This is a genomic window from Ensifer sp. 22521, from assembly GCF_052044795.1.
Taxonomy (GTDB): Bacteria; Pseudomonadota; Alphaproteobacteria; order Rhizobiales; family Rhizobiaceae; genus Ensifer.
In genome coordinates this window covers 1-16,830 of sequence record NZ_JBQENM010000021.1, presented here as the reverse complement: position 1 = coordinate 16,830, position 16,830 = coordinate 1, and the positions used below count along the sequence as shown (strand labels likewise).

Genomic DNA, 16,830 nt, shown 5'->3' with positions numbered 1-16,830 from the left:
AACGTCCCACGCACGGACGGCGGCGAGCAGCGTGACCTATGGTCTTCGGCCGTATCGCCGGGCGTTTACTACTCTTGCTCCGTAGACTTGTAACGTGCGGGCATCGGATTGTTTTTCGCTTCCATGGCGGCCTCTATCTGCGTGATGACCTTGACGGCCTCCTGGAGGATTGCCCGCATCTCATCATCGTAGAGATGCACCGGCATCCCCCCGGCCCGAATGATATCCATGGTTTCGGCTGACTCTTTCAGTCGATCGGGCTGCCCGAGCATCTTCCAGCCTTCCTGGACCGCGACATAGGCCCGGACGAGGAGGCGAAGTTTTTCACCCTCCGTCAGCATGTGAACGTCACGTTCGGCCTGGCTCAGTTCGGCAATGACGTCTGAAGTACTTCTCATAGGACACCCAGGCTACGCAGATACCACGGTGCAACCGGTTCACTCAGTATGAGCTAACGTATGGACCGGAGAAAACAAGTGGCCTCTCCTTGGCCGATCGATTTGGCCAACGAAGGCCGAGGTCTTGGGGACCTGCTCGTCACAGGAATACTTCACATGAAGCCTCTGGGGTAGCATCAACGGGTTCTTAATCCTTCGTTGACCATAATTTCCGTCGAAGAGCCGAACCGCCGGTCTTTGCCGCCAGTGGATTGTACCTCGAATGAATCGGAACCCGCCGTGTCTGAGTATCCAGTAACCGTGTATCCGGCGCCTGTGTCGTGTGGCGTCGCAGGAAGAAGCGTCCAGCGCATTGCGCGATGGTTTGGGCGTGTGAGCGCGATCACCGCCATCGCTGCGTCCACCATGGCCTTCACCACCACCGCGTCTTCGGCGGAAGTTCGATCATTAAAACTTTTCTTCACCCACACCGGCGAGCGTGCCACGATCACCTTCAAGCGGGACGGTAAATACGACCCGAAAGGGCTCGCACAAATCAATCGCTTTCTGCGCGACTGGCGAAGGAACGAGCCTGCCCGCATGGACCCGCGTCTTCTCGACCTAGTCTGGGAAGTCTACCAGCGCGCCGGGGCTAAGGACTACATCAACATCGTCTCCGCTTACCGCTCGCCCGCGACCAACAACATGCTGCGCGGGCGCTCGCGCAGTACCGGGGTCGCCAAGAACAGCCAGCACATGCTGGGAAAGGCGATGGACTTCTACATTCCAGGTGTGAAACTCGCTCGGTTGCGGGAGGTCGCCATGCAGATGCAAGTCGGAGGGGTCGGCTACTACCCCACCTCCGGATCGCCTTTCGTGCATCTCGACGTCGGAAAGGTGCGGGCGTGGCCGCGGATGTCGCGCCAGGAACTGGCCCGCATATTCCCGAAGGGGCAGACGCTTCATCTTCCTGCCAGTGGCGGGGCCTTGCCAGGTTATGACCAAGCGATGGCCGACTACAAACGACGGGTGAAGGCCACCTCGATCGTGGCCGCCAACAGTGCCGGTCCAGCGAAATTCAAGTCTGCGGCACCCTTCGACAATACCCTGCTGACCGCAATGCTTCCGACGCGCAAGAGCCGTGGGGAAGAAGCCCTCGACCGCCAGACCCTCAAGCAGGCTGTCGAAGAACCGCCGTTCTTCGACCTTGCTTCAATCACAGCACCGCTTCCGACGCTCCGCACGGTCGCCAGCGAGCGTGCGCTCCCGGTAAACACCTCTGCATTCGTTCCGTCCTCGTCGTTCAAGTTCGCACTTGGCACGGGCACGATGCGGGCGCCGGGCGCAGCCGAATCCAGCCTCACCGGCTCGCCGTCCGCGAAGACAGAGTGGTCAATTCGCGACGCTGCGCTCTTCAAGTGGGCGCTGGCGCCGGCTAAAGAACTTGAGCAGCTGATCCTTCCGGCAAGCCTGGGGTCCTCCGTGGCAAGCGCTGAGGATGCAAACCGCATACCGAATGGGGCTTCCCAATTCGGCGAACAGAAAAAGGCCTTTGACAAGGAACGCTTCTGGTCGGACGGCTGATTGCAGCGCGCGGACGGGTATCTCGGCGACACGCAATCGAACCGGCGGCCAGTTAATCGATCAGTCGGCTCAGCCTGCGGCACCGCCCACTTCACAGAGACGTTTCCAACGCTACGATCGAGCTCCGTCAGCCATGCTGCTGATGTAGGCGCAGAACATGTCGGCCATTGCGACGGCGTAGACCTCTATCTCCGCCAAACTCCTTGGCGTTTCTGAAAACTCCTTACCGACAGTGGTCATCGTTGTGATGATCAGATCCGCGGCCAATTGCCGGACGGAACCGGTGCTGTGTAAGCACTTCCAGCGTGAAATTTTCGAAGATTGGATCGCCCGCTTCCTTTGCCTCCCGGGCTTCGGGTGCGTCGCGATAGAGCGGGGCGGCGTCGTCGAGCGCGACGCGGACGGTCGCCTCCTCGCATTCGAACCGGTGTACCACGCCGTCGCCGACGAGGCGGTCCCGTTCAAGGAAATCGCCGCTGTAATCGGCCGCCAGCTCCCTGTCGAGGCGCGGCCGCGTGAACACTTCGGCTGGTTCGCCACGATGGCAGGCGCCGACATGGCCGCTTCCAGCGCGCATACCCGGACATTGCTTGACTGGCAGCCTTCCGGCCCCGGCCTTCTCGCAGACCTCGATCAGCCCGGTTATTACGCTCGATGAGCGCTGGTGGTCAGCGTTGGGGTGCTGTCGCTGTCAACCGCGATGTTGGCCCACAACGTCGACCCGGCCGTCCGGGCGGAGTGGCTAAACGATATGTTCCTGCCGTCAGACGCTTTCGATTGGTCGCGCAACGTGGTCCTCCTTCGCAGCGGCGACCAGACGATACTCGTCGACGCCGGCCTGGGGTTGGACCCTGACCTGAACTTGCGGTCGGGTTCGAACACCCCGACTGGCACAACGGCTTTTGAACACGACCCCGAGGAAGCAACTCGCGTTGCAGCCCAATCCTCCTCAACCGGGACGGCGACATCACACGCACCAGGGACCTGACCCGCCACGTCCTTCTCGACGGCGTCGGATCCACCCACTGGAACGACTGGTTCCGTCACCACGACCAGGAGATACCCGCCACGGTTCGCCGGCTGAGTTTTGAAGATTTCAATCAGAACCTCGCGGCGGCACGCTGCGGAATTGGCATTGCGATGGGGGACAACACCACTGCTGGCGAAGAGCTTGCCCAAGGGGCGCTTGTCCGCCCGCTCAAAGGTTTCATAAAATCGGCGACGAAGGGCTTTACGTCATCACGCAAAAGAACCGGGACCATTCCCCGCTCGCCAAGGTGTTCATCGATTGGGTGGTCAACGAAGCCCAGGCCACAATAGAATTTGCCTGAGGGAATGGAGCAACGGCCAAATCGCCCCAAATGAGGATACGCGTCGGTTGCGCGTGTTGGACTGAGCACTCGGACGATTGAGCAACGACGCAACAGTCGCCATAGTGCTGGCGCACCGCGGTGCCGGATTTTTCGGGAGGAAGCGACATGCATGAATTCGCAATTCTTGTCACCATCCTGGGCGTCTTCCTTCTTGGAGCCATGAGTCCTGGCCCAAGCTTTATTGTGGTGTCGCGTATCGCGATCGCCCGGTCACGCGCTGACGGATTAATGGCAGCGGTAGGCATGGGAATTGGCGGCTTTCTATTCGCTTGCATTGCAGTCGCCGGCCTGACAGCGATCCTCCTTCAAGTGGAGTGGCTCAGCATGCTGCTCAGGCTCGCCGGTGGCGCGTACCTCGTCTGGATCGGCGTCGGTATCTGGCGTGCCGCTCCCCAGACGATAGCGATTGCCGATGCGCCCGCAGATCAACCAGGTACACTGTGGAAGTCTCTGCTGCGGGGCCTTTTCGTGCAGATTTCCAATCCGAAGACGGCCATCTTCTATGCATCCATGTTTGCTGCGCTGCTACCGTCTCCCACACCCACCTGGATGCTGCTGGCGCTTCCGCCACTGCTCTTCATCAACGAGTTCGTGTGGTATGCGATTGTCGCCCTTGGTTTTTCGTCACGTGCGCCGCGGGTCGTCTATCTGCGCTCGAAGACCTGGATTGACCGCGTGGCTGGCGCTGTGGTGGGCGCACTCGGCATCAAGCTGATGGCCGATAGCGTGCGAACAATCGGCTAGGGCCTATCCGCACTCGACTCTCCTGACCACGCTTCAAAGCCGCAGACGTCGGCGTTTCCACCGTCGACCGCATACTGAATGTGCGGGGTCCGGTGCGCGCCCAAACGGCCGAACGCGTGCGGGAAGCTGCCGAACGCATTGGATTTCACGGGGTTACGGCGATCCGCCGCCGCTAATATCTGAGCGACGCTACCTCGCCGCGACCACGCTCGTACAGCATGTCGTGGATCGAACCCCCAATCGATAGACGGTGGGTTGCCCAAAGTTTGTGTTGACCGTTTTCGACGGCGCGGCGAAACTTGCAACCGGGAGCGAGGAGGAGGACGAATGATGGCTGAGCCAGACCGCTGGCGCCACATGGCAAGCGCACCGAAAAACGGCAGTCGGATCCTCGTCACGATCCGCCCGTCCGAACAGGGGATAGCGGAAGTTGACCTTGCATATTGGTCGAATGGCGATCAGTTCGGTAGAGAAGGCTGGCGCGCCTCCGATTCCTCGCCCGGCCGCATCATCGAATACGCCGAGCCGGAACTGAAATGCTGGATGCCGATGCCTTCGGCCAATCTCAATCTCACCTCGATGCCCTTACCCTGGGAAGGCGATGACGACCAAGAACTGGACGGGTCGGGAATTTGACGCAAGCGAAGAGCATATAGCAGCCCGGCCCGCCATCCGGGTCCGGCAAGCAATCCAGATGCCCTCGTCGACCGTTCCGGGAACCGCTCTGGCAAGCCCCCATACGGGGCCGAGCGCTTTGCGCATTTTCCAGCCATTGCGCATCTCCTCGAATGGCCATCAGTGTTCAGGCACTCCCGCTTTCCGCAACCCCTCGGCCATTTGATCCTGCCACCGCGGGATGCTTTGAAACCAAGGAAGCGCTCGATACCGGTCGATGGTAAAGCCTGGCTCGGCCGCCAATAGCTTCCCCGCAGCCCATCGGGCGGTCTCCAAGTCCCCGTTCATCGCCGACCAGGCGGCGAGATGACGGTAGGACCATGTGACGTCTGGATAGGTGTTGACGACCTCATGGGCTATCGCAATCGCTTGTGAAAGAGCGCCTTCCATGGCCAAGGAAAAAGCCATCCCCAATCTCATGTTGAATGCGAGCGGATCTCTTGGGCTCAGAGTCATCCCTCGCTGGAAGCGTTCCGTTGCCAGAGTGGCTTCGTCCTTGTAGATCGCAAGCCAGCCCAGGCGCGCCCATGCCCAGGCATTGTTTGGATCAAGCGCAAGCGCTTTTTCGATAAAGGTCGTGGCGCGCTCCTGGTCGCCGCAAATGCTCAATGCCGCACCGGCGGCAGTCAGGGCGGTCGGATCGTCGCTGATCGAGCCTACAGCATCAACCGCCGCGCGCGCCTTTTCCAGCTCGTATTCCGGCTGTTCGGTCCACAGGTAGGAGGCGTTCGAGGCGTGGCACCAAGCCAGAAGTGCATGCGCGCGACCATAGCTTGGATCGACGGCGATCGCTTGCCGCAGCAGTTCGATCGCTTGGTTGTTGGTATCCTTGCGGCGACCCCAGAGGTTCGGGTAGGCGCGCATGACGAAATCATAGGCCCTGAGACTTGTCGGCGGCCTGCGCCTGGCCAGTTCGATCTCGGCATCGCGGATCGCCGGGTGTATGGCGCCCGCCACCTGCGCCGCGATCCGATCCTGGAATTCGAACATATCTTCGATTGCGCCCTCGTAGCGATCGGACCAGAACTGGGTCCTTGTCTCCGCATCGACCAATTGCACCGAAATGCGCAGTCGGTCGCCGCCTCGGCGAACGGTGCCCTCGACCACATAATTGACGCCGAGTTCCCTGCCGACCTCGCGCACGTCGACGAAGCGTCCCTTGTAGGTGAACGCGGACTGTCGCGCGATTACAAAGAAATTCCGAACGCACGAGAGCGCCGCGGTGATCTCCTCGACAACGCCGTCCACGAAGTATTCATCGTCTTGCCCGCTGAGGTTGTCGAAGGGCATGACGACGATCGATGGCTGATCCTTGCCACGGCGGGCGGCAAGTGATGACGCGGACGCGATGCCGCCTTCGACAGACGTCTCTTCCTGCCAATCGACCCGAAAGACGAAAATTGGCCGCGGGATGTTCTTCAAGTTGCGCTCGCCGAGACTGATCAGCGGGAACGGCACTTTCCCATCGAGATGCTCGCGCACCGATGCGGAAATGCAGATGCCTGACGGTGCGGCGATCTCTTGCACGCGCGCCGCGATATTGACGCCGTCGCCGAGCAGGTCGTCTCCCGCCACGACCACGTCACCCAGGTTGATGCCGATGCGGAACTCCAGGCGGCGATCGGTTAGGCGGTCATCTGAGGCCTTGAAAAGACGACGCTGGATTTCGACCGAGCACCGGACGGCCTGGACAGCGCTTGGAAACTCGGCGACAAAACCGTCACCGGCGGTACCGAAGATACGGCCGCCATGCTCCTTCACCACTTCGGTAATCCGGTTGCGGCACACATTTAGTGCGGCAAGCGTACCTTCCTCGTCCAGCGCCGCAAGGCGACTGAAGCCAGCAACATCGGCTGAAAGGATGGCTGCGAGCTTTCGATCCACAGCTATGACGGCTCCTGGGGCGCCACGATATCGTCGGGCTTAATATGCCGGCATTTTCCCATATTCACGAATGCTTGTCGCCAGCAAGGACGCAGAAGATGCAGTAACTCAGCATGATGCATCGCCACCCATCTGAACAGACGCATGGCGATGCAGATTTCGGTTACCGCTGCGCGACCGGGCGCACCAGCGGCGTCACGCGTCGGATGGTCACGCGGCGGTTCTCCTCCTCGGGTTCCTGCGTGCGGATCTTCAGGAAGCGCTCACCATAGCCTTGCGTGACTAGGTTTTCCGCCGAGATGCCGTAAACTTCGGTCAGGAGGACTGCGACGGATTCGGCACGCTCATCGGAGAGGACCAAGTTCGAGCGATCAGAACCGACAGCGTCCGTGTGCCCTTCGATGAAGAAGGTTTCACCGGGATCCTTGTCGAGAATCTTCTGCATTGCGTCGGCGACCGTTCGCAGTGTCTTTGCCTGCGACATCGAGACTTCGGCACTCCCCGTCGCGAAGTGGATCGTGTCGAGATCGATGCGCCGGACCTTGTCACGCAGGCGGGCCGAATTGCGGACCTCATCGATCGTGTAGACTCGCTCGACGCGTTCGACCGGCGGCTCGGACAGGAATTCGTAGTAGTCCCGATCCGGTTCTTCCGAGTAATCGACGATGTAGTCGTCGACCGGAATCGTCAGGCGCATCGGCGGCAGTTCGTAACCGACGTCGACGATCGCCGGACGCCGTTCCTCCTGATACTCCGGCGCGTACATCAGCACATATTCGTTGCCGTCGCCGTCGACGCGCGAGCGTTGCAAGATGTCACCGTAACGGTCGTAGACGGTAACGATCCGATACCCGCCCGGGCGGACGATCGTTTCACGAACGCGGCCGCGCGGAAGCTCGTCGTAGTAGGCCTCCTGCGCATCGTGGCGCAGACGCGGACGGTCGTCGCCACGCACGAAGATCTGGTCGCCGACGCCGAGGACAACGCGATCGCCGACCCTATCGACCAGTTGCACCTCGGTCACATCATTGTTCCTGGTGTTGTTGACCGTCGTGTTGTTGATCACCGTATTGTTGATGACGGTGTTCGTCGTCTCCGGGACCGCGAAGACTGGCGCCGCTTCGACGCGTCGCCCTTCTTCCTTGATCGCGGCCTCGATCCTCTGCGAAACGGCCTGCCGCCCCTCGGCCGGAATCTCCGCCTGGGCCGCGGCGTCGTCGGTCGGCGGCGCTATGTTCTGATCCTGGACGCGCAGCTCCTCGCGCTGCTTGCGCCGAGCCTCGCGCCCCTGGTTGCCCCCGGAATTATCGGCGTCCTTGTCGCTGTCGAGCACAGCCGCGCCATTGTCGACCGGAAGCACCACGGTTTCGTCGGTCGCCGCCGGATCCTGGGCGATCTTGCGCTTCTCTTCCTTCGTGCGCTTGTCGACAACGATCGGAGCGGGCTTGCCCTGAGGTTCCTCACCCTGGCGCTGCTCGGCCGTTGCGGGTTGTTCGGCTCCTGGAACCGGCTGCTGCCCCGCCTCGCCCGTCTGCGGTGTCGGCTGCTCTGTTATGGTTTCGCCTGTCGGTGCAGCACGCTCTTCGAGGGCCTTTTGCTCCTCGGGCTGCTTTCCTTCAGCGTGCTGCTTGCGCTCCTTGGGCAGCGGTACCTGCTGTTCCTCGGCCTTCTTTGGGGTCCCTTCCTCTACGGCGGGCTGCCGTCCTTCCGCCTGCTGTTTGCGCTTCTTGGGCAGCGGTACCTGCTGTTCATCGGCCTGCTGCGGGGTTCCTTCCTCTACGGTGGGCTGCTGGTCTTGGGCCTGCTGCTTGCGCCTTTTGGGCACAGGGTTTTGTTGCTCCTCAGCCTGCCGTGGAGCCGCTTCCTCGACGCCAGGCTGTAGTTCCTCAGCTTGCTGCTTGCGCTTCTTGCGCAACGGAGTTTGTTGCTCTTCGGCCTGCTGCGGAGCGCTTTCCTCGACGCCAGGCTGCTGTTCTTCGGCGTGCTGCTTCCTCTTCTTCCGCACAGGCGTTTGCAGTTCTTCAGCCTGCCGCGGTGCGTTTTCCTCGGAGCCGGGCTGCTGCTCTTCGGCCTGCTGTTTGCGCTTCTTGCGAACCGGCTCTTCGACCTGACGCTGCGGCTCCTCGGCCTGCGGTCGCTGCTGTTCTGTCTGCCCTTCCTCGGCGGCATGCTGCTTCTTGCGCTTCTTGAGCAGAAGCAAGTCCTCGGGAGACTGCTGGTCGGTCCCGTCCTGCGCTACCTGGAACGGCGCCCTCAGGCTCTCGGCTAGCGCCGGCTGAATCGCGAAAGATACGGCGAAGACGGGCAAGGTTACCGTTGCGAAAAGTTTGGATCGAATCGACATGATCATTGTTCCTCTTATTGGGAGGTCCCCGCGCCAGTTGCGCTTATCGCCCGCATCAAAGCCGGCAGAACGGCACGCCTGTTCGCGCGCCCCAAGGGGCCATGCCCCGCGGCTCCGACTTTTTTGTGTCAGCCAAAGGCTAGTCCCAACGCCGCAGTACCCGATCGGTTCCGTTTGTAGGCCGATCCCGAACCTGATCCGAAAGGCGAATTTTCGGAGGTCGCTGGCCAAGCGCGCGAGCGTTTCCTCACTGAACGGCATTCCTGCGGACATTACTGCTCGTTGGTAAGTGGTTATTGGGCGAAACATTCCGTGGGCAAAGCACCAAAACAGACGCCATTGCCGAAATCGAGCAATACACGCTCCATCACCATTCGACCGACACCGTTGCCGGCGCCTCTCATCGAGCTCCCGCCGGAGGTCAAGCAACAGGCGGAAAAAGCCCGTGCGAGTGAATCCGCCCTTGCGGTGCCCGAACGTCTTCTGAGACCCCACGCAGTCATCGCCTCATGCCTCGCGGAGCACGAACAGAAAAAGCGTCAAGCCCGCAGTGAGCACGATCCATGGAGGCGCAATCTTTATGACCCTGGCTATTTCTCCGAAACGGACCACCGCAAACACCGCATTCTGGATGCGCTGTTCAAGGCGATTGAGCGCCAAGGCGGAAAGGTTAAGCAGGGAAAGCGCCAACTTGCCGAGCAGCGCCGAAGAACAGCGGCGTCGCAAGCGCGACGCTAGCCGCTGGCGACGCTTCCGGGACTTAGCGCAAGATTGGCACGAGCTCAGTGCCGTGCGCGATTTCCTAGTGGCGCTGCGATCAATGGACGTCACCACCACCGCCGAGATCGATGGCCGCAGCGTTGAAGAGTAGATCGCATGGGCCGAGGGCTGGCTCCAGCCGGCTGATCCGACGGCCGGCGGCGTCGACGACGTGTTCGAGCAGGTCGCTGAAATCACCGATTGGACCTACCGACAAAGACAAACTGGACGCCAATCAAACGTTGCGATCGTATTTGGACATTGTGGTTCTCCGCGACAGGAGCCAGAAGCCTCTCCTCCAGCTATCAACCCGTCACGGCAAATCCCAAGCGTTCCTCCTTTAGCGGTCAGTTGACTTCCAATTAGCCGAGAAGAGGTTTGTAAAGCAGCGCGCGGAGGAAGCCCTTTCAGATACCCCAGTTGCCCTGATCGTGGGACCGCGCCGAGCCGGCAAGACCACCCCTCGTCCGAAAGATGGGAGAAGCCGGTCGAACCTATATCACGCTCGACGACCAGACGGTTCTCGAAGCCGCGCAATCCGATCCTGCTGGCTTCATTCGGGGCCTTGATCGAGCCATCGTCGACGAGATCCAGCGCGCACCCGACCTGCTTCTGGCAATCAAGAAGACAGTCGATGAGGACTATCGTCCGGGCAGGTTTTTGCTCACGGGATCGGCGAATGTGCTGACTCTGCCACGGATTGCGGACAGCCTAGCCGGCCGGATGGAGACCATCCGAATGCTGCCGCTGGCGAGAGCAGAGATCGAGGGCCAACCGAGCTGCCAAAGTTCGTGCGGCTATTGGCCGAGCATGCAGGCAAATTGGTAAACTACTCGCAGTTCGCCGGCAGCATCAACGTCAGCCACAAGACGGGGCAGCGTTATGTCGGGTTGCTTGAACAGGTGTTCCTGGTCGCGACGCTTCAACCCTGGTTCACCAATACACTGAAGCGCATCGTCAAGACACCCAAGCTGCATTTCCTTGATTCCGGTATCCTGGCCAGCGTGCGCGGACTCACCTTCGACCGGGTGAAGGCGGATCGCGGAACATTCGGCGCGCTGCTGGAGAGCTTTGTGTTCTCTGAAGTGCTGAAGCTGATGACGGCCTCAGACCTGCGGCTGACACCATATCATTCCAGGGATCGAGACATGCGCGAGGTGGACATCGTGCTGGAACGCGACGACGGGATGATCGCTGGCATCGAGGTCAAGGCGAGCGCCACGGTCAGGGCCAGCGATTTCGGGGGCCTCCGCGCACTTTCTGAAGCCTTCGGCGATCGTTTTGCCTTCGGCGTCGTCCTCTATGACAGCACTGATGTGGTGCCGTTCGGCGACAAGCTGGCCGCGGCGCCGCTGTCCAGCATGTGGAACTGAGAATGGTCGCAGAGGCTAAAGAAGGTTCTCTTTCGTCGAAAGAGCGAGAACTCCATAGACGAGGTCGCGTCCTAATAGACAAAGATCTGCATGAGCAGATCGACCAAGCGGTGATGCAGGCCTACGTTTGGCCCGGCACGCTAGAGAAAGCAAAGGCCGAAGCCTCGGTTCTTCTTCGCCCGCGTCAACCCGATCAGGAGATAGGCGATTTGCTCGTTCTCGTCGTTCAGCTTGGCGCTGTAACGATAGCAGGTCTCGCTGACACCAAAGGTGCGGCAGGCGAGTGCAATGCTCACCCCGCGCAACGCCACCGCTTTCCCGGCCATCCCTTGGCCGACAGGCAAATGCTCGCGTTTGCCGTAAGGCTCCCGGCGTTGAGATGGCCGCGTCACTTTTTTCCAAGAGCTCTTTGAGCAGTTCCGCCTGCATGCTCATCTCCGCATACATCTTCTTCAGCCGACGGTTCTCGTCTTCAAGAGCCTTCATCGGGCTGATCATCGACGCGTCTAAAGCCCGAGAAAATTCTACTTTTGAAGTCCATTATTCGGCGGGGGGATTACCCCCCGCCTGAGCATTCCGAGACGCTTTCGCTGAAGGCGTTGCGCGAGCTTGTGACGGGTCTGGTCGATGTGGTCAGCAAGCTTTTCAGTAGAGGTCACGACCATTCGCGCCGAGAACGCTGCCCCTCGGGAAGACAGTGCGACGCTGTGGTTGGAAAACACCTGGCTTAAGGTCGACAACCAGCTTTTGCGCGATGGGTGCGCCGCCACCAAATCTGCCCCGCTTACCCGCGCTTTCGCCAATTTAAGAACGATTAACCGTATGAATTGGCGTATTAAATCGCACGCGCGGATACTAAGCACCAACATCGTTCCGTCACCCAAACGTCCCGCATTCTCGACCATTACTATCGATAGCGATCAAGTATCGATAGCAAGCCATCTCGAAGTGATTTTCTTGCCATCTAAAACCATAATCGCTATATTCGAAGGGATTTCGATCGAGGAAACGCAATGTCCGAACCGCAACTGTCCGTCCGCAGCACCAAGGCCAGGGATCTGGCGCACGCGCTGGCGCGCCGCACGGGTCAGCCGATCAACAGGCTCGTCGAGCAGGCGCTCGAGCACTACGATCTGGAACTGCGCCAGCAGTCTATCCGGGCGCCGATCGATGTCCTATCGGATTTGATGGCCGAAGGGCGGCGTGCGGTCTCGGCCGGCACGACATCCGCGCATGACGATTACTACGACGACTACGGTTTGCCGCGATGATCGCTGTCGATACGTCGGTCATTCTGGCGATGGCTCTGGCAGAGCCGGAGGCCGAACGGTTCACTGCGTTGGTGGGGCAGGAGGCCGTTGCGATCGGCTGGCCGACGCTGCTTGAGGCGCGCATGGTGCTGGCAGGCAGAGGATTTCCCAACGCTTCGGACATTGTCGATCAGCTTGTCCAGCTGCCGAACGTCACCGCGATTGCGTTCGACGAGGCGCATTACCGAGAAGCGGAACGAGCGTTCGACCGCTTCGGCAAAGGCCGCCATCCGGCCACGCTCAACATGGGCGACTGCTTTTCCTATGCTGTTGCGAGGATCACCAAAGCGCCGCTGTTGTTCAAGGGCAACGATTTTGGCCAGACGGACCTGAAAATTCACCCGGCATCATCCGGCTGAAGGACGATTGCCCACCAAGCCCGACGGGATCCCATGGAAGACCGCGTCAGATTTGCTCTCGAAAAACTGCTGACCATCGCCCACGAGGACGCCGGCCAGGGCCGGCGGGTGGCGAAATTCCTGCTCGCCTGGTGGAACGCCGACGCCAATGGGGGCTTCGATCTCGCCGACCTGTTCGCCGTCGACCGCGCGGTCTCGGAGGACATGGCGACGATCTTCACCTCTCTCGCGCGGGAGGAAGATGCGGTCTACCCGACCGACTACCGCGGCGAGCTCGAAAGCATCATCAAACGCTGGCGGCCGCAAACCGATGGCTAAATCCGGCAAGAGCGTGAAGGCGACGTCCATTTCCGACGCTGTGCTGCGGCGTGCAGAGCAGCTCGACGCCCTCGAGGCCATCCTGCCCTTCGATCGCCGCGACCGACTCGCCGCACTTCTGACCGACGACGACGTCGATACCCTCAAGCACCTCGCCGGCGAAGGCATTGGCGACAATACACTTCGCGCACTCGCCTCCGATCTCGGTTACCTTGAGGCCTGGTGCCAACTCGCCACCGGCGTCCCCCTCCCCTGGCCCGCACCCGAGAGCCTGCTGCTCAAGTTTGTCGCTCATCACCTTTGGGACCCGATCAAACGCGCCGAGGAGCCCAGCCATGGCATGCCGGCGGAAGTGGAAGATGGCCTCCGTGAGCGCCGGCAGCTTCGGTCCGAGGGACCGCACGCGCCCGACACGGTGCGGCGTCGGCTGACGAGCTGGTCGATCCTCACCAGGTGGCGCGGCCTTACCGGCTGCTTTGACGGTCCTTCGCTCAGATCCGCTCTGCGGCTCGCCGTTCGCGCCAGCGCCCGACCACGACAGCGCAAGAGCAAAAAGGCGGTCACAGCCGATGTTCTGGCGCAATTGCTGCTGGCCTGCGCCGGCGAAAGCCTGGTGAACTTGCGCGATCGCGCACTGCTGTTGGTCGCCTTCGCGTCCGGCGGTCGCCGCCGCTCGGAAGTGGCGGCATTGCGGGTCGAGGATCTAACCGACGAAGAGCCGGTGCGGGCCAACCCTACCGATGAAAACTCCGCCCTCCTCCCATGCTTGTCACTCCGCGTGGGCCGGACGAAAACGACGACGCGTGACGACGACGAACAGGTAGTCCTCATCGGCCGGCCAGTGGTCGCGTTGCGACGCTGGCTTGAGGAAGCCGATATCAAGGATGGCCCCGTGTTTCGGCGCATCGACCAGTGGGGAAACATCGACCGGCGAGCCCTGACACCGCAATCCGTCAACCTGATCCTGAAAGGCCGTTGCAAACAGTCGGGACTCGACCCGACCTTGTTTTCGGCGCATGGACTGCGGTCAGGTTATCTCACCGAGGCTGCCAACCGCGGTGTTTCCTTGCCAGAGGCAATGCAGCAGTCGCTGCACAAATCGGTGACCCAGGCGGCGCGCTATTATAACAACGCGGAGCGAAAGAATGGACGAGCGGCCCGGCTCATCGTCTAGGCGAGGCTACGCGCCGAATAATGTATCAGCTCGCTTCTCAAACGACTGCCATTCTTCAGGCTCAGCTTCCGCCTCCGATCTATCGCGCAGGTCAGCGGCTACCGCCGCCCGGCCCCAGGCTTCAGCGCGCTGCATAAGCGACACCATCTCTGCCTTCAAGCGATGCGAGCGCTGGAGGTCGGCGGCTTGCTCGGCATTCTGGCGCGGATCATAGAACACGCCGATTTCCGCGTCGGCCGCCTTTCGTTCCGCTTCCAACTGCGCCGTCAGTGCGGCCAACTCGGCCTTCACCGCAAAATACCGTCTCATCACAACGATGAGTTCGCAGTCGTCCGTCTCCATGAGCTCTCCCGAGGTTCTGTTTGCATGAGCACAATGATGATCAACAACAAGGCAGAATCGCGATGGGTCATTGGACTTCAGAGTTTGGCGCAACGAAAAAATCTGGCGTGGAAGGAGTGGGCCGCCCTAGCGTGAGTGACCGCCAGCATAGGAGGAGGAGTGCTGTTGCCGAGCAATCCCGCCTCCCAAGAAGATCGCAGTGCGAAAATCGGCCTAGGCCTGCAAATTGTCCGCCGACATCTTGCCTGACTTGCGGTCCGAAACCAGTTCGTATGTGATCTTCTGACCATCTTTCAGCTCTAGCAACCCAGCCCGCTCAACCGCAGAAATGTGGACGAAGACATCAGCCCCGCCGTCATCCGGCTGGATGAAACCAAACCCCTTCGTCGCGTTGAACCATTTTACGGTACCAGTCGCCATAACGTCTTCCTTCGATCATTTGCCGTGCCGCCCCAACGGCGGACATGGCTCGCCTCTACGCGAGAACCATTAGACGCTACTGCGCCCCGGACAAGGCTGAATTCATCCCGGACGACTGACAGCCTTGCGCCGTTATCTTCTCCCGCCGCGGCAGGCGAAGATAACGGCCATCTCAGCGCACAAAACTTCGGTAACATTCGTGGGTGAGGCAATAGGGGGGGTCAGTTTTTCATTTCGCCCGACACCGCGCCAGCGACCTTACTTCTGCGACGGTTCAGGCCGCGATAGCCCGAAAGGGTCGCCCGTGTCGCACCACTGCCACGGAGACGCTTCCAATGTTTACAGACACTTAGAGTGGGAGTGCACAATGACTCAGGTCCGGCCTGAGGTCTGATCGCCCGCTCGACGATGTTGGAGTCGAGCTCGATGCGGCCGTCGGTCAGGAAGCGTTCGAAGATGTCGCGACGCGACATGGCATAGCGGAGCGCCTACGCGAGTTTGGATTTGCCGGAGACCCGCGGCAGGGTCGCCTGCCAGAAGGTGAAGAGGTCTTTGACGATCGCTGGAGAGACTTCCTGACGTGCTGCCGCACGAGCCTCAGGGCTTTGACCCCGGATGGTTTCCTCAATCTCCCAGAGCTTCGCCGACCGTCTCTGTGGCAACCTTCGAGCTCTTTGCGACGTGCAACTCGTAGAATTTCCGCCGGCTATCCGCGCCCGCCCGGACAACGATGTCGCCGATGACAAGCTCGATCACCGCTCTCGCACCAACCGGTCCGGCTTCTACCTGAACAGCCGGATCCGCCGAGAAGGATCGTTGTCCGGCACGAGCATTGCGGCGCCAGCCAAATAAATGCGACGGATGTATTCCGATGCGATGCGCAATCGCCGAAATGCTTGCGCCGGGCTCCATTGCAACCACGGCCCGCTCCTTGAATTCATCGGACCACCGCCGCCGAAACTGCCGCGGCGCACCCTCAAGCCGTTCCGGAACGGCTTCGATCATATGGAGGTTTCTAGTTCCAGAGCTAGGCGCAGACATAGAAGCTCACAGTCTGTGAATCGTCTGTCCGCAATACAGGCGCCCGCGCTACCTACGCCAGATGGGGTCAGCTTGCCGCTTACCGTTCTCTCCGGGTAGCGCTAGAACGTCAAAAAGCCCGGCGGATTTCTCCGCGCGGGCTTTTTTTGATTTGGTTGCGGGGGCAGGATTTGAACCTGCGGCCTTCAGGTTATGAGCCTGACGAGCTACCGGGCTGCTCCACCCCGCGCCATCTAGGTAAACCGCTAAGCGGTTTATCCGTCATCGCGGTAAATCCCTATGGGATTTATCCGCTCTTTCCGGGTTTTGCCGAAGGCAAAATCCCGTTTAATCCGGTCCGAGTTTTGCGAAGCAAAATCTCGTTGTTTGTCTGTGCCGAGCAAATCGGTAGGATTTGTCTCGCGTAAGGGACGCACTGATTATTTTCAGTCTAGCAAAACAAAAGGGCCGCTTGGTGGCGGCCCGTGTTCGGCAGGGCCGAAGTGTGTGTCGAGAAGATGTTTCGGTTTGTTTCCGCCGCTACCTTATCCTTCTCGGCGATGCCTCGAAGGGGAGCGGCGGTTGTTTCTCTTGCGTTTTGCAGACCTGGCAGCGACCTACTCTCCCGCGTCTTAAGACGAAGTACCATCGGCGCTGGGGCGTTTCACGGCCGTGTTCGGAATGGGAACGGGTGCAGCCACCCCGCCAGAACCACCAGGTCGGCAAAGCGCAAGATTTGCGCCTAGCTTGGCGCAAACCGAATGAGAAGCTGGT

13 protein-coding genes, 1 tRNA gene, 1 rRNA gene and 7 pseudogenes are annotated in these 16,830 nt (G+C 60.6%); 11 read left to right on the top strand and 11 right to left on the bottom strand.

Features of this window, described 5'->3' with window-relative positions; translation table 11 throughout:
- Positions 1 to 68 precede the first annotated feature (68 nt).
- On the bottom strand, positions 69 to 398 hold the full coding sequence (locus tag ACTJKE_RS26310) for a hypothetical protein (RefSeq protein ID WP_440638496.1): 330 nt from the start codon (positions 396 to 398) through the stop codon (positions 69 to 71).
- Between the two features lie 405 nt (positions 399 to 803).
- Here ACTJKE_RS26310 and ACTJKE_RS26305 point away from each other — a divergent pair, with 405 nt between their 5' ends.
- Positions 804 to 1,961 (top strand): DUF882 domain-containing protein, encoded by a 1,158-nt coding sequence (locus tag ACTJKE_RS26305; protein WP_440638511.1) that lies wholly within the window; start codon positions 804 to 806, stop codon positions 1,959 to 1,961.
- 111 nt (positions 1,962 to 2,072) lie between these two features.
- Here ACTJKE_RS26305 and ACTJKE_RS26300 read toward each other — a convergent pair.
- A pseudogene (locus ACTJKE_RS26300) lies at positions 2,073 to 2,397 on the bottom strand (TetR/AcrR family transcriptional regulator); the annotation flags it as partial.
- Positions 2,398 to 2,622: 225 nt separating this feature from the next.
- Between ACTJKE_RS26300 and ACTJKE_RS26295 the strand changes: the two are divergent.
- The 4 genes and pseudogenes from ACTJKE_RS26295 to ACTJKE_RS26280 form a co-directional block, all read left to right on the top strand.
- Positions 2,623 to 2,826, top strand: a pseudogene (locus ACTJKE_RS26295) (MBL fold metallo-hydrolase); the annotation flags it as partial.
- A 613-nt stretch (positions 2,827 to 3,439) separates the two neighbouring features.
- Entirely contained in the window at positions 3,440 to 4,078 is a 639-nt protein-coding gene (locus tag ACTJKE_RS26290) for a LysE family translocator (protein WP_058321952.1), read from the top strand.
- 38 nt (positions 4,079 to 4,116) lie between these two features.
- Positions 4,117 to 4,251, top strand: a pseudogene (locus tag ACTJKE_RS26285) (LacI family DNA-binding transcriptional regulator); the annotation flags it as partial.
- Positions 4,252 to 4,408: 157 nt separating this feature from the next.
- Positions 4,409 to 4,714: a hypothetical protein gene (locus ACTJKE_RS26280; protein WP_058327245.1), complete on the top strand. Its 306-nt coding sequence runs from the start codon at positions 4,409 to 4,411 to the stop codon at positions 4,712 to 4,714.
- 159 nt (positions 4,715 to 4,873) lie between these two features.
- On the opposite strand, the gene ACTJKE_RS26275 is transcribed toward ACTJKE_RS26280, so the two are convergent.
- Positions 4,874 to 6,637, bottom strand: coding sequence for an adenylate/guanylate cyclase domain-containing protein (locus tag ACTJKE_RS26275; protein ID WP_440638499.1), 1,764 nt, complete (start codon positions 6,635 to 6,637; stop codon positions 4,874 to 4,876).
- 163 nt (positions 6,638 to 6,800) lie between these two features.
- Positions 6,801 to 8,981: an OmpA family protein gene (locus ACTJKE_RS26270; RefSeq protein ID WP_440692956.1), complete on the bottom strand. Its 2,181-nt coding sequence runs from the start codon at positions 8,979 to 8,981 to the stop codon at positions 6,801 to 6,803.
- 580 nt (positions 8,982 to 9,561) lie between these two features.
- Between ACTJKE_RS26270 and ACTJKE_RS26265 the strand changes: the two genes are divergently transcribed.
- Positions 9,562 to 9,852: a hypothetical protein gene (locus tag ACTJKE_RS26265; RefSeq protein WP_440638501.1), complete on the top strand. Its 291-nt coding sequence runs from the start codon at positions 9,562 to 9,564 to the stop codon at positions 9,850 to 9,852.
- A 313-nt stretch (positions 9,853 to 10,165) separates the two neighbouring features.
- Positions 10,166 to 11,113, top strand: a pseudogene (locus ACTJKE_RS26260) (ATP-binding protein).
- A gap of 143 nt (positions 11,114 to 11,256) precedes the next feature.
- Here ACTJKE_RS26260 and ACTJKE_RS26255 read toward each other — a convergent pair.
- A pseudogene (locus ACTJKE_RS26255) lies at positions 11,257 to 11,623 on the bottom strand (hypothetical protein); the annotation flags it as partial.
- A gap of 503 nt (positions 11,624 to 12,126) precedes the next feature.
- On the opposite strand from ACTJKE_RS26255, the gene ACTJKE_RS26250 reads away from it, so the two are divergent.
- The 4 genes from ACTJKE_RS26250 to ACTJKE_RS26235 are packed head-to-tail and all read left to right on the top strand — an operon-like array spanning position 12,127 to position 14,274.
- Entirely contained in the window at positions 12,127 to 12,384 is a 258-nt protein-coding gene (locus ACTJKE_RS26250; RefSeq protein WP_057252921.1) for a type II toxin-antitoxin system VapB family antitoxin, read from the top strand.
- Positions 12,381 to 12,782 (top strand): type II toxin-antitoxin system VapC family toxin, encoded by a 402-nt coding sequence (locus tag ACTJKE_RS26245; RefSeq protein WP_057252923.1) that lies wholly within the window; start codon positions 12,381 to 12,383, stop codon positions 12,780 to 12,782. The genes ACTJKE_RS26250 and ACTJKE_RS26245 overlap by 4 nt, the downstream gene beginning before the upstream one ends.
- A gap of 33 nt (positions 12,783 to 12,815) precedes the next feature.
- Complete coding sequence (locus ACTJKE_RS26240; protein ID WP_440638504.1) at positions 12,816 to 13,100, top strand: DUF7673 family protein; 285 nt, start codon at positions 12,816 to 12,818, stop codon at positions 13,098 to 13,100.
- A complete protein-coding gene (locus ACTJKE_RS26235; RefSeq protein WP_058321955.1) occupies positions 13,093 to 14,274 on the top strand; it encodes a site-specific integrase in 1,182 nt (393 codons plus the stop codon). Before ACTJKE_RS26240 ends, ACTJKE_RS26235 begins: the two co-directional genes overlap by 8 nt.
- Positions 14,275 to 14,280: 6 nt before the next feature.
- On the opposite strand, the gene ACTJKE_RS26230 is transcribed toward ACTJKE_RS26235, so the two are convergent.
- From ACTJKE_RS26230 to rrf, 6 genes and pseudogenes are all read right to left on the bottom strand, one after another.
- Positions 14,281 to 14,616, bottom strand: a complete 336-nt coding sequence (locus ACTJKE_RS26230) for a hypothetical protein (RefSeq protein ID WP_440638506.1) — start codon at positions 14,614 to 14,616, stop codon at positions 14,281 to 14,283.
- A gap of 213 nt (positions 14,617 to 14,829) precedes the next feature.
- Positions 14,830 to 15,036 (bottom strand): cold-shock protein, encoded by a 207-nt coding sequence (locus tag ACTJKE_RS26225; RefSeq protein WP_440638508.1) that lies wholly within the window; start codon positions 15,034 to 15,036, stop codon positions 14,830 to 14,832.
- A gap of 380 nt (positions 15,037 to 15,416) precedes the next feature.
- Positions 15,417 to 15,747 (bottom strand): annotated as a pseudogene (locus ACTJKE_RS26220) (IS66 family transposase); the annotation flags it as partial.
- A gap of 129 nt (positions 15,748 to 15,876) precedes the next feature.
- Positions 15,877 to 15,948, bottom strand: a pseudogene (locus ACTJKE_RS26215) (transposase); the annotation flags it as partial.
- Positions 15,949 to 16,229: 281 nt separating this feature from the next.
- Positions 16,230 to 16,306: transfer RNA gene (locus ACTJKE_RS26210), tRNA-Met, on the bottom strand.
- A gap of 354 nt (positions 16,307 to 16,660) precedes the next feature.
- Positions 16,661 to 16,775 (bottom strand): 5S ribosomal RNA (gene rrf, locus ACTJKE_RS26205).
- Positions 16,776 to 16,830: the final 55 nt, after the last annotated feature.

Bases quoted from the DNA above. Each gene is read 5' to 3' on its own strand.
- ACTJKE_RS26310 (WP_440638496.1), bottom strand. From the start codon at position 398: ATGAGAAGTACTTCAGACGTCATTGCCGAACTGAGCCAGGCCGAACGT.
- ACTJKE_RS26305 (WP_440638511.1), top strand. From the start codon at position 804: ATGGCCTTCACCACCACCGCGTCTTCGGCGGAAGTTCGATCATTAAAA.
- ACTJKE_RS26290 (WP_058321952.1), top strand. From the start codon at position 3,440: ATGCATGAATTCGCAATTCTTGTCACCATCCTGGGCGTCTTCCTTCTT.
- ACTJKE_RS26280 (WP_058327245.1), top strand. From the start codon at position 4,409: ATGGCTGAGCCAGACCGCTGGCGCCACATGGCAAGCGCACCGAAAAAC.
- ACTJKE_RS26270 (WP_440692956.1), bottom strand. From the start codon at position 8,981: ATGTCGATTCGATCCAAACTTTTCGCAACGGTAACCTTGCCCGTCTTC.
- ACTJKE_RS26265 (WP_440638501.1), top strand. From the start codon at position 9,562: ATGACCCTGGCTATTTCTCCGAAACGGACCACCGCAAACACCGCATTC.
- ACTJKE_RS26250 (WP_057252921.1), top strand. From the start codon at position 12,127: ATGTCCGAACCGCAACTGTCCGTCCGCAGCACCAAGGCCAGGGATCTG.
- ACTJKE_RS26245 (WP_057252923.1), top strand. From the start codon at position 12,381: ATGATCGCTGTCGATACGTCGGTCATTCTGGCGATGGCTCTGGCAGAG.
- ACTJKE_RS26240 (WP_440638504.1), top strand. From the start codon at position 12,816: ATGGAAGACCGCGTCAGATTTGCTCTCGAAAAACTGCTGACCATCGCC.
- ACTJKE_RS26235 (WP_058321955.1), top strand. From the start codon at position 13,093: ATGGCTAAATCCGGCAAGAGCGTGAAGGCGACGTCCATTTCCGACGCT.
- ACTJKE_RS26230 (WP_440638506.1), bottom strand. From the start codon at position 14,616: ATGGAGACGGACGACTGCGAACTCATCGTTGTGATGAGACGGTATTTT.
- ACTJKE_RS26225 (WP_440638508.1), bottom strand. From the start codon at position 15,036: ATGGCGACTGGTACCGTAAAATGGTTCAACGCGACGAAGGGGTTTGGT.